Here is a 25,715-nt window from a genome sequence, read left to right as displayed (position 1 = left end):
ACCCGCCGTCGCCGACGCGTCGCTTTCCAGAGGTGCCTCGCCGTGACGGTACGTGGGCCTGAGAGATTCCCGGGGAGGGCTTGCTCCTTCGGCGCTGCCGGAACGCCGGCAGACTCTCCCGACACGGTTCGAGCGGCTGTGCGGTTGTGTGCGCGAGTCTACCCGGGTGATCCCGGTCTCAGGTCAGCCGCCTCAACCGTGTCCGTCGTCGGCCGAGCCTGCGGTTCCGCTCCGGGCGAGCGCCTCGTCCCTCGGCCCGCACCCTGCGCTGCGCCTCCGTCTCAGCCGAGCTCGAGGTCGCGCGCGACGTCCACCATCGCGTCGACCACCGCGCGCACGGCCGGTCCGGGCTCGTGGCGGGTGGAGCGGTGCCGGGCGACGATGCGGCGGGAGCCGAGTCCGGGCAGGGAGACGATCTGGGTGCCCTCCGGCGGCTCGGACCGGCGGACCGCCAGCGCGGGGAGCATGGCGAGCCCCTGCCCGGCGCCGACGAGGGCGAGCGCGGTGTCGAAGTCGAAGAACGAGTGCCGGACCTCCAGGGACGTGCCGAGGGTGCGACCGAGGCGGCGCAGCGCGAGGTCGGCGGCGGTGTTCGGCATGGCGCCGACCCACGGCACGTCGCTCAGGTCGTCGATGCGCTCGGGCGCGGGCAGGCTGAGCGGCACGACGAGCAGCCACGGCTCGTCCAGGAGCGGCACGTCGTGGGAGCCGCGGGGGGCGGGGGAGTCGACGTCGACGTCGCGCTCGAGCAGCACCATGTCGAGGTCGCCGGCGCGCAGCATCCGCAGGGAGTCGGCGGGCTCGTGCTCCCGCACGTCGATGGTGATGCCGGGGTACTGCTCGGCCAGCGGCGCGAGCAGGGGGGCGACGACGGCGCGGATGGCGGACTGGAACGCGCCGATGGCGACGGAGCCGGTGACGCCCTCGCCGAGGTTCGCGATGGCCTGGCGCGCCTCCAGCAGCTCGGACTCGATGCGTTCGGCGGCGTCCGCGAGGACGCGTCCGGCGGGCGTGAGGGTGACGCCGCGGGGTCCCCGGTCGAGGACGGGGAAGCCCTCCTCGCGCTCCAGACGAGCGATTTGCTGAGACACGGCGGACGGGGTCACGTGCAGAAGATCTGCTGCCGCGAGCACGCCTCCCGCGCGGTGCACGGCAAGGAGAAAGGCAAGTCTTCGTGGGTCGGCGGCCATGTAGCGATGCTAACTCCCACACGGAGAAGCATGAAATTGTGCTGAACGAAAATCTGCCTCACCATGGAGTCAGCGCCGGCCCCGGGGACCACCCCGGGGGGACCCGGCTCCCGGGACCCGGCGCTTCCCCCTCACCCTGCCCTGGCAGCCTGCTGCCACCGTCGTGCCCGGAGCCAAGATGTCGTCCACCCTCGTCACCGTGATCACCGCCCTCGGCTGGGTCGGCGCCGCCGCCGGCCTGGTGGCCTATGCCCAGGTGAGCAAGGGTCGCTGGACGTCGAGCTCGTGGGCCTTCCAGCTCACCAACATCGCGGCCGCGCTCCTCATGATGGTCGTCGCCGGCATCAACGGCGTGTGGCCGTCGGCCGCCGCGAACGTCGCGTGGGTCGTCATCGGCATCCAGACGCTCCTGGTCGCGCACCGCACCCGGCTGGCCGAGCAGCAGGCCGCTCCCGCCGTCACCGTCACGACGGCCGCCGGCGCCGAGCACCACGAGGCCGTCGCCCCGGACACCACCGTCCTCGACGTCGACCTGCCGCTCGTGGACACCCCGCTCGACCTGGCCGACGCGGAGCGGGCCGCCGAGTCCGTCACCCTCACCGGCGCGGTGCCCGTCGTGGTGCCGTCCGTCACGACGGAGACCGTGCCCGTCGCGCTGCGGGTGCCCGTCGTCGCCTGAGCACCACCGCCCCGCACGCCCCGCCGTCCGACCCGGACCGCGGGGCGTCGGCGTCCCCGGGGCCGGGCATCAGTCCTCCAGGGTCGCCTGCCAGGCCACGATGCGGTCCACGGCGCGCGCCACGACGTCGGGCGCCGCCGCGAACGACAGCCGCACCCAGTCGCCGCCCCGCTCGCCGTCGAAGTCCGTGCCGGGCGTGATCGCCACGTCGGCCTCGGCGAGCAGCCGGGCGCAGTACGTCACGGCGTCCATCCCGAACCGGGAGACGTTCCCGTAGAGGTAGAACGCGCCGTCGGCGGGGGCGACGGGACGCCAGCCGAGCTCGTCGACCCGGTCGAGCAGCGCCGCACGCGACGCGGCGTAGGCGGCGACGTTGTCCGCAGCGGCCGCGTACCCCTCGGGCGTGAAGGCGGCGATGCCGGCGTGCTGGGCGAGCGCCGGGGGAGACAGGGCGACGTTCCCGGCCAGCGCGTCGACGGGGGCGACGAGCTCGTCGGGCAGCACGAGCCAGCCGAGCCGCCAGCCCGTCATCGCCCAGTACTTGGAGAACGAGTTGACGACGACGGCGCCGCGGTCGGTGTGCGTGGCGGCCGTGGACTGCTGGACGTCGTCGGTGTAGGCGATGCCGTGGTAGATCTCGTCGCTGATGAGGCGGACGTCGTGCGCGGCGCACCACTCGGCGACGGCGGCGAGCTCGGCCGGGGTGATCATCGTGCCCGTCGGGTTGGCCGGGGAGGCGACGACGACGCCGTCCAACCCGCCGCCGTAGTACGCCTCCATGAGCTGGGACACGGTCGGCTGGTAGCGCGTGGCCGGGCCGCAGTCGAGCTCGACGACCTCGCACCCGAGCGCCGCGAGGATGTTCTTGTACGCCGGGTAGCCGGGGCGGGCCAGCGCCACCCGGTCGCCGACGTCGAACGCGGCGAGGAACGCGAGGACGAACCCGCCGCTCGACCCCGTGGTGACGGCGATCCGGGCGGGGTCGACCTCGACGTCGTACCAGCGGCGGTAGTGCCCGGCGATCTCGGCGCGCAGCGCGGGGACGCCCATCGCCTCGGTGTACCCGAGGTCGGCGCCGCGCAGCAGGTCCGCGGCCCGCTCGCGCACCACGTCGGACGCCCCCGTGGACGGCTCCCCGGCGCACAGGTTGAGCACGTCGTGCCCGGCGGCGCGCCGCGCGTTGGCCGCGGCGAGCACCTCCATCACGGCGAACGGGGGCACGTGGCTGCGGCGCGACACCTTCATTCCCCCATCATGCCCGCGACGGACGTGCCGGCAGGACGGTCGGGCACCCGCGCGCCGGTAGCGTGGACGCCGTGACGACGACGACGGCGGGCGACCTGGTCGCCCGCGCCACCGCGGCCCTGGGCGTGGACGCCCGCCCCACCACCGTCGACGGGATCGACGCCGGCGACCCGGCGACCGTCGTCACCGGCGTCGCCGTGACGACCCTGGCGACGCTCGACGTGCTGGAGCGGGCCGTCGCGGCGGGCGCGAACGTGGTGGTCACGCACGAGCCGCCGTACTTCGACCACCAGGGCGACCAGGTGCCCGTGCTCGTCGCGGAGGGCGACCCCGTGCAGGCCGCGAAGGCCGCGTACGTGGCCGAGCACGGCCTGGTCGTGTGGCGCGTGCACGACGCCTGGCACGACCGCCGCCCCGACGGCGTCGACGCCGGGACGGCCGACGCGCTCGGCTGGACGCTCGACCCGGCCGAGGCCGCGCACGGCACCGCGGTGTGCGACGTCCCCGCCACGACCCTCGGCGCGCTGGCCCGCCACGTCGCCGACGTCCTCGGCTCCACGCAGCTGCGGTTCGCCGGCGACCCCGACACCCCGGTGCGGCGGGTCGCGCTCGACCTCGGGTTCCGCGGGTTCGCGCGCAACCGCGCCCTGCTGCGCCGCGACGACGTCGACGTCGTCCTCGTGGGGGAGGCGCACGAGTGGGAGACGGCGTCGTACGCCACGGACGCCGCTCGCATCCTGGGCACGGGCCTGGTCGTCGTCGGGCACCTGCCGAGCGAGCAGGCCGGGATGTCGGGGTTCGCCGCCTGGCTGCGCGACGTCGTCGACGTCCCCGTGACGTTCCTGCCCACGCCGGACCTGCTGCGCGCCGTCTGACGCGGCGTCCGGTCGCGGCCCGCGCCCGGGCCGCCTAGGTTCGGGCCATGGAGCCCGCCGCCCCGCCGCCGACGTCGCCGGGCTGGGTCCCGGACGTCCTGCCCGGCTTCGAGCAGCGCACCCTGGACCTCGCGCCCGACTTCGAGGGCGACGTCGTGGCGACCGTGGTGCGCCGCGTCCGGCCCGGGACGGCGGACGGCGTCCCGGACGCCCGCACCGACGTGCTGTACGTGCACGGCTGGACGGACTACTTCTTCCAGGCGCACCTCGCGGACTTCTGGGAGCGGCGCGGCGTGCGGTTCCACGCCCTGGACCTGCGCAAGTACGGGCGCAGCATCCGGGAGCACCAGACCCCCGGGTTCGTCACGCGGCTGCGCACGTACGACGAGGACGTCGAGGCGGCGCTCGCCCTGCTCGGGCACGGCCCCGAGGTGGAGTCCGACCGCCGCCTGGTCCTCATGGGTCACTCCACCGGCGGTCTCGTGCTGAGCCTGTGGTGCGAGCACCGGCCGGGTCGCGCCGACGCGCTCGTCCTCAACAGCCCGTGGCTCGAGTTCCAGACGCGCCGCGTCGGACGCATGGTGCTGGAGCCGAGCATGCGCGCCCAGGCCGCGCTCGCCCCCAAGCGGCACCTGATCAACGTCGACCTCGGGTACTACGTCCGGTCCGTGTCGTCCCGGTTCGACGGCGAGTGGGACATCGACCCGGCGTGGCGGCCCGACGAGGGCTGGCGCGCCACGCCCGCGTGGATGGCGGCGATCTTCTCCGGCCACGACCGTGTCGCCCGCGGCCTGCACATCGACGCGCCGGTGCTCGTCCTGCTGTCCACCCGCTCCACGACGCCGCTGCGCTGGAGCGACGACATGATGCGCACCGACACCGTGCTCGACGTCGAGGGCGTCGCCCGCCGCACCGTCCAGCTCGGCCCCCTGGTCACCCTGTGCCGCGTCGAGGGCGCGCTGCACGACGTCACCCTGTCCGCCGCACCCGTGCGCGACGTCGTCTGGCGCGAGCTGGACCGCTGGTGGCGCGCCTACGCGCCGCCGCCGGCCGCGCCCCCGGAACCCGCGCCGGAGCCGGGGCCGTCCCGGTGGCGCCGCTGGTTCGGTGGGCGCTCCCGCCCGGCGACCGCGGGCGGTCGCACGTAGCGTGGCTCCATGAGGTGGTCGGGCGACGGGCTGGTGGCCGTGACGGGCGCGTCGGGGCGGCTGGGTTCGCGCCTCGCCTTCCGGCTGGCGGCCGAGGGCGCGCGGCAGCGGCTCGTGGTGCGGGACCCCGCGCGGGCGCCCCGCCTGGCGGACGGCCGTCCCCTGCCGGAGTGCGAGGTCGTCACCGCGACCGGGTACGACGACGCCGCGGGCATGCGGGCCGCGTTCGCGGGCGCGCAGTCGGTGTTCCTGGTGAGCGCCCGCGAGGGCGAGGACCGGGTGACGCAGCACGTCGCGGCGATCGACGCGGCCGTGGCGGCCGGGGTGGAGCGGGTCGTGTACGTGTCGTTCGTGGGTGCCGCCCCGGACGCCGTGTTCACGTTCGCGCGCGACCACTTCCACACCGAGGAGCACCTGCGGTCCGTCGGGGTGCGCTGGACGGTGCTGCGGGACAACCTCTACCACCAGGCGTTGGCGTCGTTCGTGGGGGAGGACGGCGTGATCCGGGGCCCTGCGGGCTCGGGGCGGGTCGCGTCGGTGTCGCACGACGACGTCGCGGACGTCGCGACCGCGGTGCTGCTGGACGAGGACCCGCGCCGCCACGACGGCGTCGTCTACGACGTGACGGGTCCGCAGGCGCTCACGCTGACGGAGGTGGCGGGCCTGCTGTCCGCGGCGACGGGCCGCGAGATCCGGTACGAGGCGGAGTCGGTGCGGCAGGCGTACGCGTCGCGCGAGCACCTGGGGGCGTCGGCGGTGGAGCTGGCGGGGTGGATCTCGTCGTACGAGGCGATCGCGGCGGGCGCGCTGGCGGCGGTGTCCGGGGACGTGGGGCGCCTGGTGGGGCGGCCGGCGCGGTCGTTCGAGCAGTGGCTGGACGACTACCCGGCGGAGTGGGAGCACCTGCTGGCCGTGCCGCCGCCGTCGGACGTCGTGTGAAGGTCCCGGAAATTCCGTTGGCGGTCGCGGGGGAGCGGCCTAGCCTCGGAGCACGTACCGGAAAGGAGGTGATCCGAGAAGTGAAGACTCTTCGGACCTACGAGGTGGTCGCGGGCTGAGACCCGCGACCACCGGGACCCGCGGGTGCCGTGCCCTCGTCCAGCACGGCAGGAGTCGATCTCCGACCCGCGGGTCTTCCTATGCCCGGTCGCAGTAGGTGCTGATGGCGTCGGCCGCGACGAACTCGCTGACGGGGTCGGGCGTGTCGGTGCAGGACGACAGCCCGGTCGAGACGAGCTCGAAGCTGGTCCACGACGCCTCGACGGGCTCGGTGCCGTCCGCGCAGGACACGACGACGTCCTGGGTGCTGCGGCGCGTGTACGAGTACTGGACGTAGCGGCCCTTGTCCTTGCCGACGAGCAGCTCGGCGGGGTCGGCGAGGCGCGGCGCGCGCTGGACCGCGAGCAGCCCGCCCGCGAGGGCGTCGTCGAGGACGGCCTGCTGCGCGTCGGTCGCGCCGCCGCGGACCTTGAGCCCGGCGTCCTCCTGCCGGTCCCAGGAGTCGACGACGGCGACCTCACCGGACCCGGAGACCTTGGACAGCACGATGGCGGTGTAGAGCTTCTGCTCGTCGGGGGAGCCCTGCGGGTCCACGACGACGCCGCCGGCGCAGTCGCTGGACGTGGCGGGGGCGACGGCCGCGGGGGCCGAGGCGTCGGCGGCCACGACGTCGTCGGGCTCGTCGTCGGCGGCGGCGCACCCGGCGAGGAGCAGGGCGGCGGTCGCCAGGAGGGCGGTGGTCAGGGGGAGATGTCTCGCGTCGTTGCGGCTCACCCGTGGCAACCTAGCGGATGGAAATCGGTTGCCACCAGGCGTTCCACGGGGGCGGGGCCAGGGTGGACCCCGGGGCCGGGTCCGGGACGGTTCAGGGGACGCTCCGGTACGGCCCCGGATCCGTGCGCGCCCCCGCCCGTGGGTCGATGGACCCATGACCGCACCGACGACGACGAGGTCGCGCCACCCGTGGAGCCTGAGCGTCCTCACCCTGCTGTGCGTGACGGTCGCGGCCGTGGCCGTCACGCCCTACCTCACGGCCTCCCTGGACACCCTCGCCGCGGACGACGTCGGGCTCGCCGCGGGGTACGCCGCCCGCCCGGCGGTGGTCCGGGGCGTCCTCCTCACGCACGTCGTGGCCGGGGGCGTCGCGCTCCTGCTGTCGCCGGTGCAGCTCTGGCCCGGGCTGCGACGCCGGGTGCCCGCCGTGCACCGGTGGGCGGGCCGGGTCACCGTGGCGGCGATCCTCGTCGCCGGGACCGCGGGGATCGTGCTCGCGCCGTTCAACCACGCCGGTCCGATCGGCACCGCGGGGTTCGGGCTCCTCGGGGCCGCGTGGGTGTGGACGGCCTGGCAGGGCTTCCGCGCGATCCGGGCGGGCGACGTCGCCGCGCACCGGCGGTGGATGACCCGCACGTTCGCGCTCACGTTCGCCGCCGTGACCCTGCGCCTGTGGACGGGCCTGCTGGTCGGCGGTCAGGTGATGCTGCTCGACGTCGACCCGGCGGCGGCGTTCGACCGCGCGTACGCGCTCGTGCCGTTCGGGTGCTGGGTGCCGAACCTCGTCGTCGCCGAGCTGTGGTTGCGCCGCCGCGGTCTCAGCCGCGCCGCCGCACCGCGAGCGGCATGATCTCCCACAGCCCGAGGAGCAGCACGGCGACGCTCCCGCCGACCACCCACCCCGCGACGCGCCCCACGACGACGTCGAACACCAGCAGGGCGGTCGCGGACAGCGACGCGGCGAGGAACACGAGCCCGACCCGGGTGAGGCGGTCCCCGCCGGTGACCACCGACGGCTTGCGGTGCTCCCGGAACAGCGCGCGGTGGAGCGCGACGGGCGCGATGAACAGGCCGGTGGCGGTGATCGCGACGAGCACGTCCGCCAGGTAGACGGCGACCTGGTACCGGTCGAGGCCGGAGAACGTCGACTGGAACGGCAGGATCAGCAGGAACCCGGTGAGGATCTGCACGCCGGTCTGGAGCACGCGCAGCTCCTGGAGCAGCTCGTTCCAGTTGCGGTCGGACCGCTGCTCGGGCGTCTCGGGCCGGCCGTGCCCGACGCCGCCCGCGAGCGCCCCGGTGGCGTCGTCGCTCACCGCACCTCCTTCGTCGTCCCTGCGGTCCATGGTGGCGGACGGGGGGCGAGGGGGCGAGGGGTGGTGGCCGCCCGTCTGGACCGTATACCCAGGGGGGTATACGGTGGGGGAACGAGGCCGCCGCACCCACCCCGGCCTCGCGGAGGAGCACCCCGCATGACCGTCCCGCCCGCCACCGTCCGACGCCCCCGCAGCCGCCGACGCCTCGCCGTCGGCGCCCTCGCCCTCCCCCTGCTGCTCGCCTGGTACGTCACGGCCGCGGGCGGTCCGGGCCACCCGGTCACCACCGTGCTCCTCGCCGTCAGCGCCGCCCTCGGCGCCGCCACCGTCGCCACGTGGGTGCCCCCGGCCGGCCACACCTGGCGCAGCGTCCTCGGCTGCGGACCCTGCGACGTCGTCGCCGGCGCGACCGTCGTCGCGCCCGTCCTGCTCCTGACGTCCGCACCGGGCTCCGCCTCCATGGCGCTGGTCGCCGTCGTCGCCACCGCGATCGGCCTCTACCAGCGCCGGCCTGCCGCCGCCGCGGCCTGCCCCGTCTGACCACCCACGACCCGAGGAGACCCGTGACCTACACGCTCAGCACCACCCTGACCACCCCGTTCGCCGACACCGTCGACGCCGTCCGCGCCGCGCTCGCCGAGCAGGGGTTCGGCGTCCTCACCGAGATCGACATGGCCGCCACCCTGCGCACCAAGCTCGGCGTCGACCTGCCGCCCTACCTCGTGCTCGGCGCCTGCAACCCCCCGCTCGCGCACCGGGCCCTCCAGGCCGACCCGTCCGTCGGTGCGCTGCTGCCCTGCAACGTCGTCGTCCGTGAGGCGGACGGGGCCACCGTCGTCGAGGCCGTCGACCCGCACGCCATGATGTCCGTCGCCGACAGCCCCGAGCTGGCCGCCGTCGCGCAGGACGCCGGCGTGCGGCTGCGCGCCGCCCTCGACGCGCTCGGCTGAGCGACCGAGCGGCGTCCCGGCGCCGGGTGAAGCGGCGCCCGGACGGTATCGACGGGTGTGCCGGGACCCTCCCTCCAGGTGTCAGCAACCACGCCGTCCGAGCCGGTGGTCCCCATGTCCCGCCCCGCGCGCAGCGTCGCGCGTGCCGCCCTGGTGGCGGCGATCTCCGTCCTCCTGCCCCTGCTCCTCGCGGCCGCCCCGGCGTCCGGCTCCCTGTCGACCGAGCCCCGGCCGATCCACGCCGGGCAGGCGCGGCCCGACGTGACGCTCACCGCCGCGCCGCCCGTGCTGTTCTGCACGATCCGTCCCGGGGTGCAGGGCTGCACGTCGTTCGGGCCGGACGAGCCGGGGGCGCTCGTCGCGATCCTGTACGCGGAGCCGTGGTTCCACGGCGCGCGGGTCCACGTGTTCCTCGCCACCGCCCTCGCGGCCTGCACGGCGCGGACCTCGGACGACGAGGGCGGCGGCGACCTCGCGGGGCCGTTGCTCGCCCTGCTGGGCCACGTCGGCTCCGTGGAGACGTTCCACCGCTGTGACGTGCAGCTGCACGACGCGTTCCTCGACGCGGGTGGAGCGGTCTCCGGGTGGATCGACGAGGTCAGCGACGTGTCCGGTCGCGTGGCGGCGTTCACGGTGTCCTGACGGGTCCGGCGGTGCCGCCGGGACGTGCCGGAGCCCCGGCCGGTCCGTGGGGACCGGCCGGGGCTCCGACGTCAGGCGGGACCGACCGGGGTCAGCCCGCGTAGGTCTCCAGCTCGGCGATCCGGGGGGTGCCCGAGGCGCCGGTGATGACCAGGTTGACCTTGGACAGCGACGTCGCGGTGAAGCTCACCGTGCCGGGGGTCCCGGTGCCGGACTTCAGCACCGCACCGGTGTCGTTGTTCACGATCCGCCAGCCGGTGATCGAGCCGCTGCCGGAGGCCGTCCTCACGACGATCTTCGACACCGTCTTCGCGGAGTCCCACTTGATCGAGATGGTGCCGGTCGACCCGGACGGCGACCAGTAGGTGGCGAGGTCGCCGTCACGCACGTTGCCGTAGCTGGTGCCGCTCGCCTTGCTCGACCCGTCCGAGCCGGCGCCGATCGACAGGTTGGTGCCGGTCGGGGCCGTCGGGGTCGGGGTGGGCTCGGGCGTCGGGGTCGGGGTCGGGGTCGGGGTGGGCGTCGGGGTGGACCCGCCGAAGCTCACCTGCAGGGACCCGTCGGCCGCGAACCACCAGGCGAGGTCACCGTCGTAGGCCGAGCAGCGCGACCCGTTGGACCCGGTGTCGAACTGGTTGCCGCCGAGGTCGGTGCCGACCGTCTTGTCGTTCGAGCCCGAGTCGCAGGACGTGTTGCCGCTGTAGCGGTGCGTGCCCTCGTCGAACGAGAAGTTCCGCTGGGCGTTGCCCACGGACACGTTGTTCGTCACCGTGATGGAGCCCGGGTTCGAGTTGTACGTCAGGCCGTGCTTGCCGTTGTCCACCGCGTAGGAGTTGCGGATGGTGTGGTTGACCGGGATGTCCTCGCCGCCGAGCTTGTACCCGTTGCGGTCACCGTTGCCGGCCTGGGCGCCGTTGGACAGCGTGCCGTTCTCCCAGGCGAGGGAGTTCTCGATCGTCACCGTGCCGATGGGGCCCGTGTCGGTCTTCGTGTACAGGTCCCAGCCGTCGTCGATGTTGTGGTGGGCGACGGTGTCGCGGAACACGTTGCCGGGACCGGCGGTGAGCTTCGCCGCGAAACCGTCGGCGTCCTCACCGTCGGAGTCTGCGTTGTCGTGCGACTCGGACGAGACCACGAGGTTGTTCGACGGCCACTCGCTCGACGGGGCACCCGCGACGAGCCGGGCGATCTGCAGCCCGGTGTCGTGGTTGAAGCGCGTCACGACGCGCTCGATGACGTTGTTGTCGCCGCCCAGCAGGATTCCGTTGTCGCCGGCGTGCTCCACGACGATGCCGTAGACGTGCCACCAGTCGCCGCCGATGGCGAGGCCGCGGTTGGCGGAGTTCTCGGCCTGCGCGGAGAAGTTCAGCACCGGCTTCTCGCCGGGGTACGCCGACAGCAGGGTGCGGTCGGACGACGTCCCGTCGTTGCCCGGCTGGATGGTGATCGTCTGCGACAGGTTGTACGTGCCGCCGCGCAGGTAGATCTCGCCGCCCGGCTGCACGCGGGTGATCGCCGTGGCGAGCGTCGTCGGCGCGGCGAGGGTGCCGGCCGCGCCCGCGGTGCCGTTCGGGGCGACGTAGATCGCTCCCGTACCGGGCTCCGGCTGCTCGGTCGGCTCGGTGGTGGGCTCGCCCGTCGGGTCCGTGGTCGGCTCGGTCGTCGGCGTCGGGGTGGGCTCCGGGGTCTGCGGCGAGCAGGACCCGTCCGAGACCTGCAGGCCCTTGTTCGCGCCGGCGGTGGCGGCGAGCAGGGCCGGGACGCACGCGGCCGCGTCGAGGTCGTAGGCGTAGGGCACGCTCACGTTCGTCGTCGACGTCGGCTCCGGGCCCGCGGGGTGGTTGTCGCTGCCCTCGGCCGACCAGGTGATGTTGTCCCAGACGTTGCCCGCGACCTCCCACGACCCCATGTCGTCGGTGTAGAACGTGCCGAGCGGGTCGCGCGAGTCCTCGAAGTAGTTGTTCTCCACCAGGGCCTTCGCACCCAGGCGGGCGTTGATGCCCGACTTCACCAGGCCGAGGTAGTGGTTGTTGTACGAGTGGGCGGTGCCCGCGCGCAGCAGCGGCGTGCGGGAGTCGATGTTCTCGTACAGGTTGTGGTGGTAGGTCACCGGGCCGTTGCCCGTGTCGGAGTCGCTGGACCCCACGAGGCCGCCACGACCGGAGTTGCGCAGGATCGAGTACGACAGCGTGACGAACGTGGTGTCCGCCTTCATGTCGAACAGGGCGTCGTAGCCCTCGGACTCGCCGCCGGACGCCTCGAGGGTCACGTGGTCGACCCAGACGTTGGAGACGTCGGACTCCATGCCGATGGCGTCGCCGCCGTTGGAGGTGGGGGAGCCGGACTTCTTCACGTTCCGCACGTGGACGTTCTGGATGATGATGTTCTCGGCCGAGCGGATGTGGATGCCGAGCTCGTCGAACAGCGCCCCGGAGCCCACGCCCACGAGGGTGACGTTGCTGATCTCCTTGAGCTCGATCACGCCGTCGGCGGTGTTGCAGGAGTCCCCGGACACCTTCGCGGTGTTGCCGTGGTTGATGGTGCCCTCGACCTCGATGATGATCGGGGTGTCGTCGGCGGCCCTGTTGCACAGCGCCTGGTGGATCTGCGTACCGGTGGTGGCCCGGACGGTCTGGCCGCCGGCGCCGCCGGTCGTCCCGCCGTTCTGCGTGGCGAAGCCCGTGGCGGTGCCGGTCGCGGCCTGCGCGTCGGTCGTCCACAGGGCGGTCGCGCCCATCGTGGCGGCGAGGGCCAAGGTGGCCCCTGCCGCGGTGAGCCGGGCTGCGGCTGCTCTTCTCATCGTTGCCTCACTTCGTCGTCGAATCGGGCAGTGCCCCGGTGGTCGCCGGGTCGTACGCACGCGTCGTCGTCGACGCGCGGACTCATCACGAGGCCCCTGTCGCAACCCCGGTCCGACGGTGGAACGGGGTCACCCAGATGAGACAGGTTCCGCTAGGAACCGGTTTCCCACTCTAGAGACCGGTTTCCCACTCGGCAAGCCCCCACCGCGCTTACCGTGGTGACGACCCTCCCGTCGGCCAGGACCGGCGCCCCGGCACGGAACGCCCTCGACGCCCGGACCGTTGAGGAAGGCGGCAGGACGACAGGGAGCAGAGATGGACGAGACGACCCGGGCCGTGCACGTGGACCGCGAGCTGCTGGCCTGGCTGCGGGCCGAGCCCGGCGCGGGGACGGCGACCCCCGACGGGATCACCGACGACATGCTGGCCCGCTTCCGCGCGCTGCGCGACGAGTTCCAGCAGCTGCGGATGATCTACCGGTTCGGCATCGACGAGGTCTCCACCAAGATCGACATCCTGCGCCAGGAGTTCGAGAGCACGTACGACTACAGCCCCATCGAGCACGTCCGCACCCGGCTCAAGTCGCCCGACAGCATGCTCACCAAGGCGCTGCGCCAGGGCACCGAGCTCGCCGTCCCCGCGATCCGCGCCGAGATCCGCGACATCGCGGGCATCCGCATCACCTGCAGCTTCGTGTCCGACGTCTACTGGATCGCCGAGATGCTCAGCACCCAGGCGGACCTGCGGCTCCTGACGACCAAGGACTACATCGCCCATCCGAAGCCCAACGGGTACCGCTCGCTGCACCTCATCGTCGAGGTCCCGGTGTTCCTGTCCCGCACGGTCGAGCACGTCACGGTCGAGCTGCAGATCCGCACCATCGCGATGGACTTCTGGGCGTCGATGGAGCACAAGCTCCACTACAAGTACCGCGCCGAGATGCCGCCGCACCTGGCCGCCGAGATCGAGGACGCCGCCCGCCTCGCGGCCGACCTCGACGACCGCATGGGACGCCTGCGCGACGAGGTGCGGCCCTCGCCGCACCAGCACGACGACACGCCCGAGGCACCGCGGCCCTGACGACGGCGCGCGCGCCGCCCCGGCGCCCGCCAGGATGGTGCCGTGCCCACCACCCCCGACGACGCCGAGCTCGAGCTCATCCGCCGCTCCGGCGTCGCGCTGCGCGTCGGCCGCCTGTCGCTGTCCGCCGGGACCGGCGCCTACCGGGTCAAGGCCTCGATGGCCCGCGTGGCCCGCTCCCTGGGGATCGAGCAGCACCACGCGCACGTCACCCTCACCGAGATCACGACGACGTCGCACCGCGGGTCGAGCTTTCGCACCGAGGTGACCGAGGTCCGGTCCGTCGGGATCGACGCGAACCGGCTGTGCGCCCTGGAACGGTTCGCGCAGGACGTCGAGCGGCGCGCCCCCGTCACGGTGGAGGACGCCACCCGCGCGCTGGACCGCATCCAGTCCGCCCGCCCGCTGTACCCCGCCGTCCTCAACGCCCTGTGGGCGGCGGTGGCGTGCGCCGCGTTCGCTTTCCTCAACAACGGTGGGCTCGTCGAGGTGATCGGGGTGTTCTTCGGCGCCGGGGCGGGCCAGTACCTGCGCCGCACCCTGGTGCACCGGGGCTGGAACCAGTTCGGCGTCACGATGCTCGCGGCCGCCCTCGCGACGCTCACCTACGTGCTCCTCCTCGCGGCGTTCGGGGCGCTCGGCGGCGCCGCGACCAGCCACGAGGCCGGGTACGTGTCGGCCGTGCTGTTCCTCGTGCCCGGGTTCCCGCTGGTCACCGGGGCGCTCGACCTCGCGAAGCTCGACTTCTCCGCGGGCGTCGCACGGCTGACCTACGCCCTGATGATCCTCACGTCGGCCGCGCTGGCCCTGTGGGCCGTGTCGATGCTGGTCGGGTTCACGCCGGAGCCCGAGGTCCCGCCCGGGCTGGACGCCGGGCTGCTGCTGTCCCTGCGGTTCCTCGCGAGCTTCCTCGGCGTCCTCGGGTTCGCCCTGATGTTCAACAGCCCGTGGTCGATGGCGCTGGCCGCCGCGCTCGTCGGGATGGTCGCGAACGTCGTGCGCCTGTGGATGGTCGACCTCGACGTCCCCGTCCAGGCCGCCGCGGCGGTCGTCGCGCTGCTGGTCGGCCTGCTCGCGGCCGTCGTCGCCCCCCGCATGAACGTGCCGCGGGTGACGGTGTCGGTGCCGGCCGTCGTCATCATGGTGCCCGGCGCCACCGCCTACCGGGCGATCTACTACCTCTCGAACGGCGAGACGACGCAGGCGCTCGCCTATGCCGTCGAGGCCGCGCTGGTCGTCGCCGCGCTCGCCATCGGGCTCGCCGTCGCCCGGATGCTGACCGACCGGGAGTGGGGCTTCGAGCGCTGAACCGCGCCCGGTCCGTTGCTGTTGACAACCGTTCGACCCTCGGTCAGGGTGGATGAGAAACCGCTTTCTCACCGTCGAGGAGTCGTCGTGCCCCACCAGGCCACCCCCCACCCGACCGCCACCGGACCCGCCGTCCGCCGCCGTGGTCGTCTCGCGATCGCCACCGCGGTCCTGACCGCCGGCGCCCTCGCCGCGCCGCTCGGACCCGCCGCCCAGGCCGCCCCGGACGACCTGTCCGCCGTCCACGACCTCGCCCAGGACGCGGCCCCCACCGGGTGGGCCACCGCGAACGGCGGCACCGACGGCGGGGCCGGCGCCCCCGCGTCGTCCACCTACGTCGTGTCCACGCGCGCCGAGCTGCTGGCCGCGCTCGACAACGGCGGGCAGCGCACCGCGCCGAAGGTCATCTACGTCGACGGGGTCATCGACGGCAACGAGCGGGCCGACGGCACGCTCATGGGCGAGCAGGACTACGCCCCGGGCTACGACCTGGAGAAGTACCTCAGCTGCTTCACCGAGACCGGCTGGAGCGACGCCACCCACGACTACTGCGGCGATCAGCGGCGCAAGCGGCAGACCGGCAGCAACAACCTCAAGCGGCAGACCGAGATCTCGGTGCCGAGCGAGACGACCATCCTCGGCGTCGGCGACGACGCCGAGATCCGCGGCGCGACGGTGATGCTGCACCTCGCGCACGACGTGGTGGTCCGCAACCTCACCGTCGAGGCGCCCCGCGACTTCTTCAGCAGCTGGGACCCGTGGGACGGCGAGCAGGGCTCGTGGAACGCCCGCTTCGACGCCGTGTCGTCGGTGACCAGCACGAACATCTGGCTAGACCACGTCACCCTCACCGACGGCCGGTTCCCCGACAGCACGGCCCCGACCGGTCCGAACGGCAAGCCGGTCAACTTCCACGACGGCCTGTTCGACCTCAAGGACGGCACCGACTTCGTGACGATGTCGAACAGCAGGGTCGAGGACCACGACAAGGCGATGCTCATCGGCTCGGGCGACGACAACGGCGACACCGACGAGGGCCGGCTCAACGTCACGTTCGTGCGCAACGTGTTCGACGGCGTCACCCAGCGCTCCCCGCGCGTGCGGTTCGGCAAGGCGCACGTCGTCAACAACTACTTCACGGCCTCGGTGAAGGACCCCGTGTCACCGGTGCGACCCGGTGCGGGCTACTTCATCGGGGTCGGCGTCGAGTCGCAGGTCGTCTCGGAGCGCAACCTCTTCGAGTACACGGGTCCGGGCGCCGACGCGTCCCGCCTGGTCTGGGGCGCGGGCGGGTCGTTCGTGGACTCCGGCTCGTGGTTCGCGATGCAGCCCGTGGACCTGCGGGCGACGCTGCCCGCGGAGATCACCTGGGGCGTCGACTGGGACCCCGCGGACGTCTACGACCTCGAGGTGCTGACCTCACCGGCCGCGGTGAAGGCGTGGGGCAAGCACCGCACCGGGGCGATCCTGCCCGTGCAGGCACCGAGCGACGCCGTGGTCCCCGCCGTGTCCTGAGCAGGTCGCGGTCGCGGGGGCGCCACACCCGCGGCCGGGAAGGACGCAGGGCCGTACCGGGAACCCTCCGGTGCGGCCCTGCGGGACAGTGGCGGGACGATGCGCCCGACGTCTCTACTTGCACCAGCCGAGGGTGATGCACCACATCTCGCGCCAGTAGTCCGTCGAGACGTCCGGGCCGGTGCCGACGACGACGACCTGAGACGTCACGGGGGCGAGCTCGACCGGGGCCTCGGCCGGCGGTCCGACGAGAGCGGCGGCGACGAGCGTGCCGGCGATCGTGGAGGTGAGCATGTGACGACCTCTTCCGTGTGCGGATCCCCGGGGCGTCCCGGGGTCGGATCGACCATCCCGGGGCTCAGGTCGTCGGCCGATAGACGGAAGTCGACTTCTGCGATGTACGAAAGTACAAGCGGGTGGTGGAGGTCTCAGGATCCGGCCCCGCGCAGGCCGCCGTACGACGCGCCCGCCTATCCTGACGAACGTGACAGCAGGGACGGTGCGGACGACGGGACAGGTCCGGCCCCTGCCGGGAGGCTGGGTCGCGCGGGTCCTGCTCGTGCTCGCGTTCCTGGGCCTCGTCGCGCTCGACGCGACCGGCGGCACGCTCGAGCTGTCGTCCCCGCGCGGCGTCGCCGAGCTCCTGCTCCCCTACGTCCCCGTGCTCGGCCTGGCGATCGGCCCCGTCCCCGCCACCGCCGCCTGGTTCGTCGCGTTCGCCGCCGTCCTCGCCCTCGGCGCCCAGTCCCTGCTGGTGTCCGCCTTCGCCTTCCCGACGATCCTCGTCATCGGGTTCTGCACGTACCTGCTGCCCTGGGTGGCCGCCGCGGTGGTCGCCGCCTCCGCCGTCGCCACGATGCCGCTGGTGCTCGTCGCCAACCCGGACGGCGCCGTCCTCGCCGCCGGGCTCGCCGTCCTCACGCTCCTCGCGGCCGTGGCCGGGCTCACCGTCAACTTCTTCCGGCTCCGCTCCGAGCACAGCGAGACCCAGGTCCGCGAGCTCGAGGAACGCCAGGCCCGGATCCGCAACGAGGAACGCACCCGGCTCGCCCACGAGCTGCACGACATCGTCGCGCACGACGTCACGATCATCGCCATGCAGGCACGGCGCGCGGAGTTCGTCGCCGACCCCGACAAGACGACCGCGATCCTCGACAACATCGGGCGGGCCGCGCAGCAGGCGCTGCAGAACCTGCGCAGCCTCGTCGTGCTCCTCAAGGAGGACGCCCCGCCCACCGCCGTCGGCGTCGGCCCGGGCGATCCCGCCGAACCCGGCGCCAGCACCGTCGAGGCGCTCGAGATGTCCGGCGAGACCACGACGGCGGCCGCGTTCGTCCGCGACTTCCACGGCGTCGGCGACGCCCTCGAACGCGCCGGGTTCACGGCCCACCTGACCACCACCGGGGCGGTCTCCCGCGTGCCGACCAGCCTGCGCCAGGCCCTGCGCCGCACGGTGCGCGAGCTGGGCACCAACATCCTCAAGCACGGCGACGCCGCCGCCCCCGTCGAGCTACGGCTCACCGTCGGGCCGGACAGCGTCACCCTCGCCTCGACGAACGTCGTCGCGACCGCCGCCCCGATCTCCTCGTCGCTGACCGGCCTCGAGGCCATGCGCGCCCGCTGCGAGGTGTTCGGCGGCGAGCTCACGGCCGGCGCCCACGACGGCCGCTGGCGCACCACCATGACGATCCCGCTGGACGCGCGGGTCCGCCCCACCACCGAGGGAGTCCCGAACGCATGATCCAGGTGCTGCTGGTCGACGACGAGTCGATGATCCGCGACACCCTGCGCGACTACCTGTCGGCCGACCCGTCGATCCAGGTCGTGGGGGAGGCGTCCAACGGGCGGGTGGCCGTCCAGCAGACCGCCGCGCTGCGGCCCGACGTCGTGCTCATGGACATGCAGATGCCCGTCCTGGACGGCGTCGCCGCGACCGCGCAGATCCTCGCCGAGCACCCCGACGTCGCGGTGCTGGGCCTGACGACGTTCTCCACGGACCGCTACGTCATCGACCTGCTGCGGGCCGGGGCGTCGGGCTACCTCGTGAAGGACACCCTGCCGCGGGACATCATCGCCGCCGTGCACACCGTCGCCGCCGGGGACGCCGTGCTGTCCCCCGAGGTGGCACGGCACGTCGTGCGCGGGCTGGAGGCGTCGGTGCCGGCCCAGGTGCGTCCCGACGCCACGCTCCTGGCGGCGCTGACGGAGAAGGAGCTGGAGGTCATCCGGCTGCTGGCCCGCGGGATGAGCAACCGGGAGATCGCGCAGGAGCTGTACGTCACCGAGTCCACGGTGAAGGCGCGGTTCGTCAAGGTGATGGAGAAGCTCGGGGTGCGCGACCGCGTGCAGATCCTCGTCACCGCGGCACGCCACGGGCTCGTCGACCTCCGCGACGACTCCTGAACCCTCAGCCCTCCCAGCCGAGGACGTCCGCGACGGGCCGGACCAGCGCGGCCGTCGCCTGCGCGAGGTCCGCGGGCTCGACGTCGTCCAGCGCGGCGTCGGGGTCCGCCAGCAGGTGCGCGCCCCAGCCCATCACCGAGTACTCGGCGAGCGACCCCGCGAGGCCCTGCGGCGAGCGCCGGACCCGTCGCAGGTTCTCCCGGACCACCTCCCGGGTGGCGTCGGTCGCGGCCGGGTCCGCGGTGAGCCGCGGGTCCAGGAGGGTGGCGGCGAGGGTCTCCAGGGTGAGCATGCTGTCCCCGGCCCGGCACACGACGTGCCAGGTGATGACCGGGGCGCCGTCGCGCAGGCAGCGCACCGGCTGCACCGAGGCCCGCACCCCCGCGTCGGACAGCGCCTGCGGGACGAGGCTCCCGGGGCCGGCGGCGGCGCGGCAGAGCGACACCAGCGTGGCGGCGTGCCCGACCTCGGCCGCCGGGTCCGCGCCGATGATGCACACCTGGTCGAACCCCTGGACACGGCTCTGCCGCATCGTGCTCACGACCGGCGGGGCGGGAGGTCGCAGGCGGCGCGTCGTGAGCGCCGCGGTGCCCGCCACGACGTCGGCCGGGCCGACGACGGCGACCACGGGGTCGGGGTGCGCGAGCCGGGAACGCACCACGTCCACGAGGCGGGGCGCCTCGTCCACGGCGGCGGCGTGCGGCAGCACGAACGTCACCAGGTCGGCCCCGGTCCCGGGCGACCAGACGACGTCGACCACGACGTCCGACCCGTGCTCCAGCACCTCCCGGGAGATCGCCGCACGCCGCGCCTGGTCGACCGTCGCGGCGTCGGGGCGGTCCTCGGCGACGTCCGACGGCCAGGCGAGGGCGAGCGCCGTGACCGGCGCCCGGTCGTCCACGACCGCGAGCGGCCCGGAGGTCGTCGGGGCGTGACCGCCGGCGCGGCGGGCGGCGTCCCCGCGGACCGGGCCGAGGCGCAGGTCGTACGGCGACGGCACGTCGTCAGGAAGGTACGTGCTGGTGAGCTGGAGACCCCGCATGTCGCTCCTCGACGTCGTCGTGCCAGGACACCACCGACGGTAGGAACGTTCCCCGCGACCCGACCTGTACTTCGGTACAGTTCCGCGCCGGCTCGGTACGGAACCCCGCCGGCGCGGATCCCCACGTCAGCGCACGCGCGCGCCGTCCCCGGCACCGGGGAGCGCGGCCAGCCAGGCGTCGAACGTCGTCCGGCCGACGGCCGCACCCGGGTCGCCCTGCGCCGTCAGCGAGCCGTCCCGCATCCCCCGGCCCGCCGCGCCCGGCATCGGCACGGGCACCACGAGACGGCGCAGCGCGCGCGCCCGGACCAGCCGCCGCGACGCCCGGTGCAGCAGGAGCACCTCCGGACCCGCGAGGTCCGGCACCCGGCCCTGCGGTCCTCGCTCGACCAGGTCCACCAACGCCTCGCCGACCTCCCGGCCCGCCACCGGCTGCGACAGCATCCGGGGCACCAGGCTGACGGGGCCCAGCCGCGCGGCGTCGAGCACCTGGCCCGCGAACTCGTGGAGCTGCGCGGCGCGCAGCACGCTCCAGCCCTGCCCGCTCGCCGCGACCAGCCGCTCCTGGAGCTGCTTGCCCTGGTAGTAGCCCCACGGGACGTCGTCGACGCCGATGATCGACAGCGCCACGTGGTGCCCCACCCCGGCGGCGCGCTCCGCGGCGAGCAACGTCCGTGTCACGCCACCGAAGAACGCCTCGGCGTCCTGCCGCGACCGGACGAGCGCGTTCGTCACGTCCACGACGGCGTCCACCCCGGCGAGACGCTCCGTCAGTCCGGAGCCCGTGGTGAGGTCGACGCCCGTCGACCTCGTCAACGGCACGACCTCGTGGCCGTGCTCGCGCGCCACGTCCACGACGTGCCGCCCGACCGTGCCCGTCGCGCCCGCGACCGCGACCCGCATGCCCTGCGCCCTGTTCTCGCTCATGCCCCCTCCGACGAGGCAGGGTGCCGGTCCGTGACACCACGGACACGCCGGTTCGGGAGCCCCGGGCAACCTCCCGGTGACCTGGGGCCGTTACCCTGCCACCGCGACGGAGGAGGTCGACGCATGGACGCACTGGGACTGGACGGGCAGGTCCTCGAGGTCTACCGGCACCTCGTCACACGGCGCTCCGCGGCGCCGGACGAGCTCGCCGCCGCCCTCGGACGCCGGGCGACGGGCGTCCGCCACGACCTCGTCGACCTGGAGCGCCGCGGCCTGGTCGCACGCTCCTCGTCCGACCGCGACCGCTTCACCGCGTCACCGCCCGACATGGCGATCGGCGCCCTCCTCGTCGAGCACCACGACGCGCTCCGCCGGGCCGAGCTCGAGCTCGGCGAGCTGTCCGCGCTCTACCGGGCGAGCTCGGGCCACGGCCTCGCCGACGTCGTGGACGTCGTCGACGGGCGGGCCGCCGTCGCGCAGCGCTTCACCCAGCTGCAGCGCGGCGCCACCCACGAGGTCGTCGCGTTCGTCCGGACGGACGTGGTCGCGGCCGCCCCCGGCACCGACGAGGACCGTGCGCTGGAGCGCGGCGTCGACTACCGGGTGGTCGTCGAGCGCGACGTGCTGGACCGTCCCGGCTTCGTCGACGACGCCCGCGAAGGTCTCCGCCGCGGCGAGCAGGTCCGCGTCGCCGCCACCCTGCCGATCCGCATGCTCGCCGTGGACCGCCGCATCGCCATGCTCCCCATGCGCACCGGCGACGGCACGGAGGGCACCGGCGCGCTGCTCGTCCACGAGAGCGCCCTGCTCGACGTCCTCTTGGAGCACTTCGAGTCCGTCTGGCGCTCCGCGGCACACCTGCTGCCGCAGGGCACCACCGCGACGAGCGTGCTCGACGCCGTCGACGTCGACGTCCTGACCCTCCTGCTCACGGGCCTCACCGACCGGGCCATCGGCAGCCACCTCGGGCTGTCGGTCCGCACCGTGCAGCGGCGGGTCCGGATCATGATGGACCGGGCGCAGGCCGGGTCCCGCGTCCAGCTCGGCTACGAGGCGGGCCGCCGCGGCTGGGTGTGAACCCCGCCGCGACGACCCGTCCCGCCGACCACGTCCGCCGACCCGGCGGTCGGTCCGGTCAGCCGACCGCGTACAGGTCGATCAGGTACTGGTCGACCGCGGAGCCGTGCTCGTCCGTCGTCGACACGTGCAGCGACACCGTCTCGCCCGAGCGTCCGGCATTGTCGACCAGCACGACCCACCGTCCGTCACGACGCTCCACGCGCGCGTCCGTCCAGGTGTACTCCGACGGCGCCTTGCTCCCACGCACGTCGATCTTCTCGAACGTGAACTGCGCGGACATCTGCACGACGGCGCCCGGGTCGTACCCGTCCTGACCGTGCAGCTCGACCGCCACCGGGAACCCGTCCTCCGCCGGGGCCCGGTTGTGGTCGTCCACGTCGGCGTCGTAGCGCGGGATCGCGACCGGCAGGGCCGCGACCTCGTCGCCGTCCGGCTGGTCCGAGACGAACCTGAACGTCGTCATCGCACCGGTCCCGAGCTCCCACGTGTCGCCACGACCCCAGCGGAGCTGGGTCAGCAACATCCGGATCTCGTGCGACCCCGGAGCCACGGTGAGCTGTGCGCGGGGGAACGCCGAGGCCCCCCGGTACACGCCGTCGACCCAGACCTGCACGTTCCCGACGTCCCGGAACCCGGCCTCGCCGAACCGTCCGTCGACGGTGTCCTGCCAGTGCGGGAACGCGAAGCCGACCAGCGTGCCCTGCCGCTCCGCGACCCGGCCGGGGGCGCCGCTCGCGTCGGCGGGCAGGGCGGTGCTCGTCGGCAGCTTGAACCAGTCGGTCGAGCGCTGCTCGCCCGCGCCGTAGGTGCGCACGGGGTCCGTCCACGTCTCGGCCATGCGCGTCGTGCTGGACGCCGACTGGCGCCAGGGCACGTCGGGCGAGTAGTAGGCCGTCCGCGTGGTGGGCGTGTTGATCGCCCCCGTCCCGGACACGGTGACGATGCCGCCCTGCGCCGGGACGACCTGCGCCACCTCGACGGCCCGCCAGCCGTCCCGCTGGGCGTACCAGTGCTCGGTGACCGTCGCGAGGTCGGCGTCGTGCGCCGTCCGCGCCTGGTCCGTGCCGACGCGTCCCTCCTCGACGAACGCGAGGTTGTACACGTACGGGCTGTCCGCCTCCGGGGTGCCCGGCTCGAGACCGCGCAGGAACGTGGCCTGCGTGAACGTGCCGCGACGGACCGCGGCCGTCGGCGCGACGGCGAACGTGGTCCCGTTCGCCCGCACCGCCGTCTCGACGATCCACGTGTCGTCCCAGGTGCGCTGCGCGACCAGGCTGCCGGACGTGAGGTCGAGGGGGCGGTCCGCCTCCACCGTCACCGGCACGGCGTCGCGGGCGTCGAGGACGACGGTCCGGTCGCGGTCCAGGATCGCCGAGGGCACGCTGATCGACGCCCACTCGGCGCCGTCGGCGTCGTCCGTGCGGACCAGGGCCGCCACGGAGTGCTCGCCCGCGCGGAGCGCCAGGGTCTGGTCGGTGCCGGTCAGCGGCGTGTAGGACCGCGTCGGCTGGTGCAGGTCCGTGACGTCCAGGACGCCGCGGGTCGCCGGCTCGCCCAGGCCGTCGAGGACGCGGAACGTCACCTCGACGGTCTCCGGCTCGACCCACGCGCCGACGGCGGTCGTCACGGTCGAGCGGGAGCCGGCCGCGTCGGTCACCGTCGCGACGAGCCGTGCACCGATCTCGCCGTAGGCGTCGTCGCGCAGCGGCAGGTCCGGCCGGACCGACACCGGCACGTCGACGCTGCCGCCCGCCGGCACCACGACGGGCCGGTGGTCGACCTGGACCAGCGAGGACGGCACCGTGCCGCCGTCGGCGCCGAGCAGGTCGGCGACCGCGACCGACACGCGCACGTCCTCGTCCGAGCCGTTGGTGTACGTCACCGACGTCGTCGTGCGCTGATCGCGGCCGTGCGGCCAGTCGAACGCACCCAGCAGGACGCCGGACGGCGTCGTCACCTCCGCGTCCACCGCCCCCGGCACCCACAGCTCACCGGCGCCCTGGGCGTACACGCCGTCGGCGCGCTCGTCCTTCACGCCCGCCGTGATCGCGGCCTTGACCTGCGCGGCCGTCCAGCCCGGGTGCGCCTGGCGCACCATCGCCGCCGCACCGGCGACGTGCGGGGACGCCATCGACGTGCCGGACATCGCGCGGTAGCGGACGCCACCCGGGCTCGTGGCCCAGGCTCCGACGACCTGTACGCCCGGGGCGGCGACGTCGGGCTTGACCCGGTGCTCGCCGACCGTCGCGCCGCGGCTCGAGAACGGTGCCGTCGCACCGTCGGCGTCGACCGCGGCGACGGTGAGCACCCCCTCCACGCAGGCGGGGGACGCGACGGTCGACCGGGCCGACCCGTCGTTGCCGGCCGCCACGACGAACAGCGTGTCCGACGTCGTGGTGAGCTCCTGCGCCGCCAGGGACAGCGGGTCGGTGCAGTCCGACGAGTCGCGGCTGCCGAGGCTCATGTTGACGACGTCCGCGCCGGACTCCACGGCCCACTCCATGCCGTCGACGATCCAGGACAGCTGCCCGCCCGTGTCGTTGAGGACGTGCCCGACCAGCAGGTCCGCGTCCGGGGCCATCCCGACGCGGCTCGGGTCGGCGGCCCCGGTGCCCGCGATCGTCGAGGCGACGTGCGTGCCGTGCCCGCCCGAGTCCGTCATGCCACGCCCGGTGAAGTCCGCGGTGCCGACGACGCGGCCCTCGAGGTCCGGGTGGGTCGCGTCGTAGCCGGAGTCCAGCACCGCGACGGTGACGCCGGCCCCGGTGAGGCCGCGGTCCCACGCCAGCGGGGCGCCCGTCTGCTCGACCCCCGTGCCCGGGTCGAGTGCCGTGGCCGCCGGCACGGACGTCGACGTCACCAGGTCCGAGGTCGGGTCATCGAGCGCCGGGACCATGGCGTCCAGCCACACCTTCTGCGCCGTGCCCGCCGAGCGGGCCGTGCCCAGCAGGCGGCCGAGGAGCGCCCCCGCACCGTCCTTGTCCACCGTGACGGCCGTCGCGCCGATCGACTCCAGCTCCGCCGTCGACGTGACGCCCGCCGCCCGCGACGCCGGGACCGCGCCCGAGACGATGAGGGGGAGGTCGTCGCGCTCGGTGTCCCCGTAGCCCTGGGCCACCAGACCGGTCACGTTGAACAGCTCGGGGTCCAGCCGGTCGTCCCGCACCGCGTCCAGGACGGAGGTGGGGTAGACGTACAGGTCGTCGCCGACCCGCTTGGTCACCACCTCGACGTCACCGGGGACCGCGACCGTCGGGGAGCCGTCCGCCGCGACGGTCAGCAGGACCGTGTCACCCGTCACCAGCGTGACCGGCGTCGTCGTCGGTCCGGTCGCGGCGTCGTCGGCGCGGCCCGCGGTGCTGAACAGCGCGTCGCCGGGGACCCCGAGGTCGGGGTCGTCGGCGGCCGACGAGGGCAGCACGAACGACGTCGCGGCCACGGCCGCGACGGCGCCCGCCGCCGCCAACGACCGCTGGAGACGTGCGGAGGGTGGACGGGACATCGTCGGTTTCCGATCTGTCGAGGACGGGGGTGGCCCCACGCTCGCACCGCGGACGGGCCCGCGGGAGGCCTCCGGGTGACGTGTCCACGCCATGACGCGAACACGCCACGGCCCGCGCCCACCGGTCTCCGCAAGGGCCCGAGCGGGTGAAATGTCCGGTTGTGGCGCAGGTCTCCTGCGAAACCCCTGGGAACGGGGTGGGAGCCCGCGCTAGGTTCGGCGCGCGTCGACGCCTCGGT

Annotated in this window: 23 protein-coding genes and 1 riboswitch; of the genes, 14 read left to right on the top strand and 9 right to left on the bottom strand. The window is 74.1% G+C overall.

What is annotated here, in order from left to right:
- Positions 1-36: 36 nt before the first annotated feature.
- Positions 37-131, bottom strand: a riboswitch (glycine riboswitch).
- A gap of 150 nt (positions 132-281) precedes the next feature.
- Positions 282-1,190 carry a LysR family transcriptional regulator gene (locus tag ATJ88_RS00500; protein WP_098461949.1) on the bottom strand — a complete coding sequence of 303 codons (909 nt, stop codon included), beginning with the start codon at positions 1,188-1,190 and terminating at the stop codon, positions 282-284.
- A 178-nt stretch (positions 1,191-1,368) separates the two neighbouring features.
- Here ATJ88_RS00500 and ATJ88_RS00495 point away from each other — a divergent pair, with 178 nt between their 5' ends.
- Positions 1,369-1,869, top strand: coding sequence for a CBU_0592 family membrane protein (locus ATJ88_RS00495; protein WP_098461948.1), 501 nt, complete (start codon positions 1,369-1,371; stop codon positions 1,867-1,869).
- 69 nt (positions 1,870-1,938) lie between these two features.
- Here the strand turns inward: ATJ88_RS00495 and ATJ88_RS00490 are convergent, their stop codons facing one another.
- Entirely contained in the window at positions 1,939-3,114 is a 1,176-nt protein-coding gene (locus tag ATJ88_RS00490; protein ID WP_098461946.1) for a pyridoxal phosphate-dependent aminotransferase, read from the bottom strand.
- 71 nt (positions 3,115-3,185) lie between these two features.
- Here ATJ88_RS00490 and ATJ88_RS00485 point away from each other — a divergent pair, with 71 nt between their 5' ends.
- Genes ATJ88_RS00485 through ATJ88_RS00475 form a run of 3 tightly spaced genes read left to right on the top strand, consistent with a single transcriptional unit; the run spans position 3,186 to position 6,076 of the window.
- Complete coding sequence (locus ATJ88_RS00485; protein ID WP_098465022.1) at positions 3,186-3,989, top strand: Nif3-like dinuclear metal center hexameric protein; 804 nt, start codon at positions 3,186-3,188, stop codon at positions 3,987-3,989.
- Positions 3,990-4,036: 47 nt separating this feature from the next.
- Positions 4,037-5,137 (top strand): alpha/beta hydrolase, encoded by a 1,101-nt coding sequence (locus ATJ88_RS00480; protein WP_098461945.1) that lies wholly within the window; start codon positions 4,037-4,039, stop codon positions 5,135-5,137.
- Positions 5,138-5,146: 9 nt separating this feature from the next.
- The gene (locus ATJ88_RS00475) at positions 5,147-6,076 is read left to right on the top strand and encodes an NmrA family NAD(P)-binding protein (protein ID WP_098461943.1); all 930 of its coding nucleotides are present in this window, start codon (positions 5,147-5,149) and stop codon (positions 6,074-6,076) included.
- Between the two features lie 198 nt (positions 6,077-6,274).
- Here the strand turns inward: ATJ88_RS00475 and ATJ88_RS18215 are convergent, their stop codons facing one another.
- Positions 6,275-6,910, bottom strand: a complete 636-nt coding sequence (locus ATJ88_RS18215; RefSeq protein ID WP_098461942.1) for a hypothetical protein — start codon at positions 6,908-6,910, stop codon at positions 6,275-6,277.
- 154 nt (positions 6,911-7,064) lie between these two features.
- On the opposite strand from ATJ88_RS18215, the gene ATJ88_RS00465 reads away from it, so the two are divergent.
- Positions 7,065-7,760: a DUF2306 domain-containing protein gene (locus ATJ88_RS00465; RefSeq protein ID WP_098461940.1), complete on the top strand. Its 696-nt coding sequence runs from the start codon at positions 7,065-7,067 to the stop codon at positions 7,758-7,760.
- Here the strand turns inward: ATJ88_RS00465 and ATJ88_RS00460 are convergent.
- Positions 7,729-8,226, bottom strand: coding sequence for a DUF6328 family protein (locus ATJ88_RS00460; protein ID WP_098461939.1), 498 nt, complete (start codon positions 8,224-8,226; stop codon positions 7,729-7,731). The two genes, ATJ88_RS00465 and ATJ88_RS00460, sit on opposite strands and share 32 nt — an antisense overlap.
- 156 nt (positions 8,227-8,382) lie before the next feature.
- Here ATJ88_RS00460 and ATJ88_RS00455 point away from each other — a divergent pair, with 156 nt between their 5' ends.
- The 3 genes from ATJ88_RS00455 (at position 8,383) to ATJ88_RS00445 (ending at position 9,818) form a co-directional block, all read left to right on the top strand.
- A complete protein-coding gene (locus tag ATJ88_RS00455; protein WP_098461937.1) occupies positions 8,383-8,766 on the top strand; it encodes a hypothetical protein in 384 nt (127 codons plus the stop codon).
- 23 nt (positions 8,767-8,789) lie between these two features.
- A complete protein-coding gene (locus ATJ88_RS00450) occupies positions 8,790-9,176 on the top strand; it encodes a DUF302 domain-containing protein (protein ID WP_098461936.1) in 387 nt (128 codons plus the stop codon).
- 78 nt (positions 9,177-9,254) lie between these two features.
- Entirely contained in the window at positions 9,255-9,818 is a 564-nt protein-coding gene (locus ATJ88_RS00445; RefSeq protein ID WP_211287429.1) for a hypothetical protein, read from the top strand.
- 91 nt (positions 9,819-9,909) lie between these two features.
- Here the strand turns inward: ATJ88_RS00445 and ATJ88_RS00440 are convergent, their stop codons facing one another.
- The gene (locus ATJ88_RS00440) at positions 9,910-12,618 is read right to left on the bottom strand and encodes a pectate lyase family protein (RefSeq protein ID WP_098461933.1); all 2,709 of its coding nucleotides are present in this window, start codon (positions 12,616-12,618) and stop codon (positions 9,910-9,912) included.
- A gap of 316 nt (positions 12,619-12,934) precedes the next feature.
- On the opposite strand from ATJ88_RS00440, the gene ATJ88_RS00435 reads away from it, so the two are divergent.
- The 3 genes from ATJ88_RS00435 (at position 12,935) to ATJ88_RS00425 (ending at position 16,522) form a co-directional block, all read left to right on the top strand.
- The gene (locus tag ATJ88_RS00435; protein ID WP_098461931.1) at positions 12,935-13,699 is read left to right on the top strand and encodes a GTP pyrophosphokinase; all 765 of its coding nucleotides are present in this window, start codon (positions 12,935-12,937) and stop codon (positions 13,697-13,699) included.
- Positions 13,700-13,741: 42 nt separating this feature from the next.
- Entirely contained in the window at positions 13,742-15,007 is a 1,266-nt protein-coding gene (locus ATJ88_RS00430; protein WP_098461929.1) for a threonine/serine exporter family protein, read from the top strand.
- Positions 15,008-15,094: 87 nt separating this feature from the next.
- Entirely contained in the window at positions 15,095-16,522 is a 1,428-nt protein-coding gene (locus ATJ88_RS00425; protein ID WP_245852025.1) for a pectate lyase family protein, read from the top strand.
- Between the two features lie 114 nt (positions 16,523-16,636).
- On the opposite strand, the gene ATJ88_RS00420 is transcribed toward ATJ88_RS00425, so the two are convergent.
- Positions 16,637-16,816, bottom strand: a complete 180-nt coding sequence (locus tag ATJ88_RS00420) for a hypothetical protein (protein WP_098461921.1) — start codon at positions 16,814-16,816, stop codon at positions 16,637-16,639.
- A 190-nt stretch (positions 16,817-17,006) separates the two neighbouring features.
- Between ATJ88_RS00420 and ATJ88_RS00415 the strand changes: the two genes are divergently transcribed.
- Together ATJ88_RS00415 and ATJ88_RS00410 are read left to right on the top strand one after the other, a co-directional pair.
- Positions 17,007-18,263: a sensor histidine kinase gene (locus ATJ88_RS00415; protein WP_245852024.1), complete on the top strand. Its 1,257-nt coding sequence runs from the start codon at positions 17,007-17,009 to the stop codon at positions 18,261-18,263.
- Positions 18,260-18,925 (top strand): response regulator, encoded by a 666-nt coding sequence (locus ATJ88_RS00410; RefSeq protein WP_098461917.1) that lies wholly within the window; start codon positions 18,260-18,262, stop codon positions 18,923-18,925. The genes ATJ88_RS00415 and ATJ88_RS00410 overlap by 4 nt, the downstream gene beginning before the upstream one ends.
- Positions 18,926-18,929: 4 nt before the next feature.
- Here the strand turns inward: ATJ88_RS00410 and ATJ88_RS00405 are convergent, their stop codons facing one another.
- Both ATJ88_RS00405 and ATJ88_RS00400 read right to left on the bottom strand, forming a co-directional pair.
- On the bottom strand, positions 18,930-19,967 hold the full coding sequence (locus ATJ88_RS00405; RefSeq protein ID WP_098461916.1) for a hypothetical protein: 1,038 nt from the start codon (positions 19,965-19,967) through the stop codon (positions 18,930-18,932).
- Positions 19,968-20,093: 126 nt separating this feature from the next.
- Positions 20,094-20,894, bottom strand: a complete 801-nt coding sequence (locus ATJ88_RS00400; protein WP_245852023.1) for an SDR family oxidoreductase — start codon at positions 20,892-20,894, stop codon at positions 20,094-20,096.
- 123 nt (positions 20,895-21,017) lie between these two features.
- Between ATJ88_RS00400 and ATJ88_RS00395 the strand changes: the two genes are divergently transcribed.
- Positions 21,018-21,971 carry a TrmB family transcriptional regulator gene (locus tag ATJ88_RS00395; RefSeq protein WP_098461913.1) on the top strand — a complete coding sequence of 318 codons (954 nt, stop codon included), beginning with the start codon at positions 21,018-21,020 and terminating at the stop codon, positions 21,969-21,971.
- A 58-nt stretch (positions 21,972-22,029) separates the two neighbouring features.
- Here the strand turns inward: ATJ88_RS00395 and ATJ88_RS00390 are convergent, their stop codons facing one another.
- The gene (locus ATJ88_RS00390; protein ID WP_141538579.1) at positions 22,030-25,476 is read right to left on the bottom strand and encodes a S8 family peptidase; all 3,447 of its coding nucleotides are present in this window, start codon (positions 25,474-25,476) and stop codon (positions 22,030-22,032) included.
- Positions 25,477-25,715 lie beyond the last annotated feature (239 nt).

This window comes from Isoptericola jiangsuensis, assembly GCF_002563715.1.
Taxonomy (GTDB): domain Bacteria; phylum Actinomycetota; class Actinomycetes; order Actinomycetales; family Cellulomonadaceae; genus Isoptericola; species Isoptericola jiangsuensis.
This window is presented reverse-complemented; position numbering and strand designations above follow the sequence as displayed.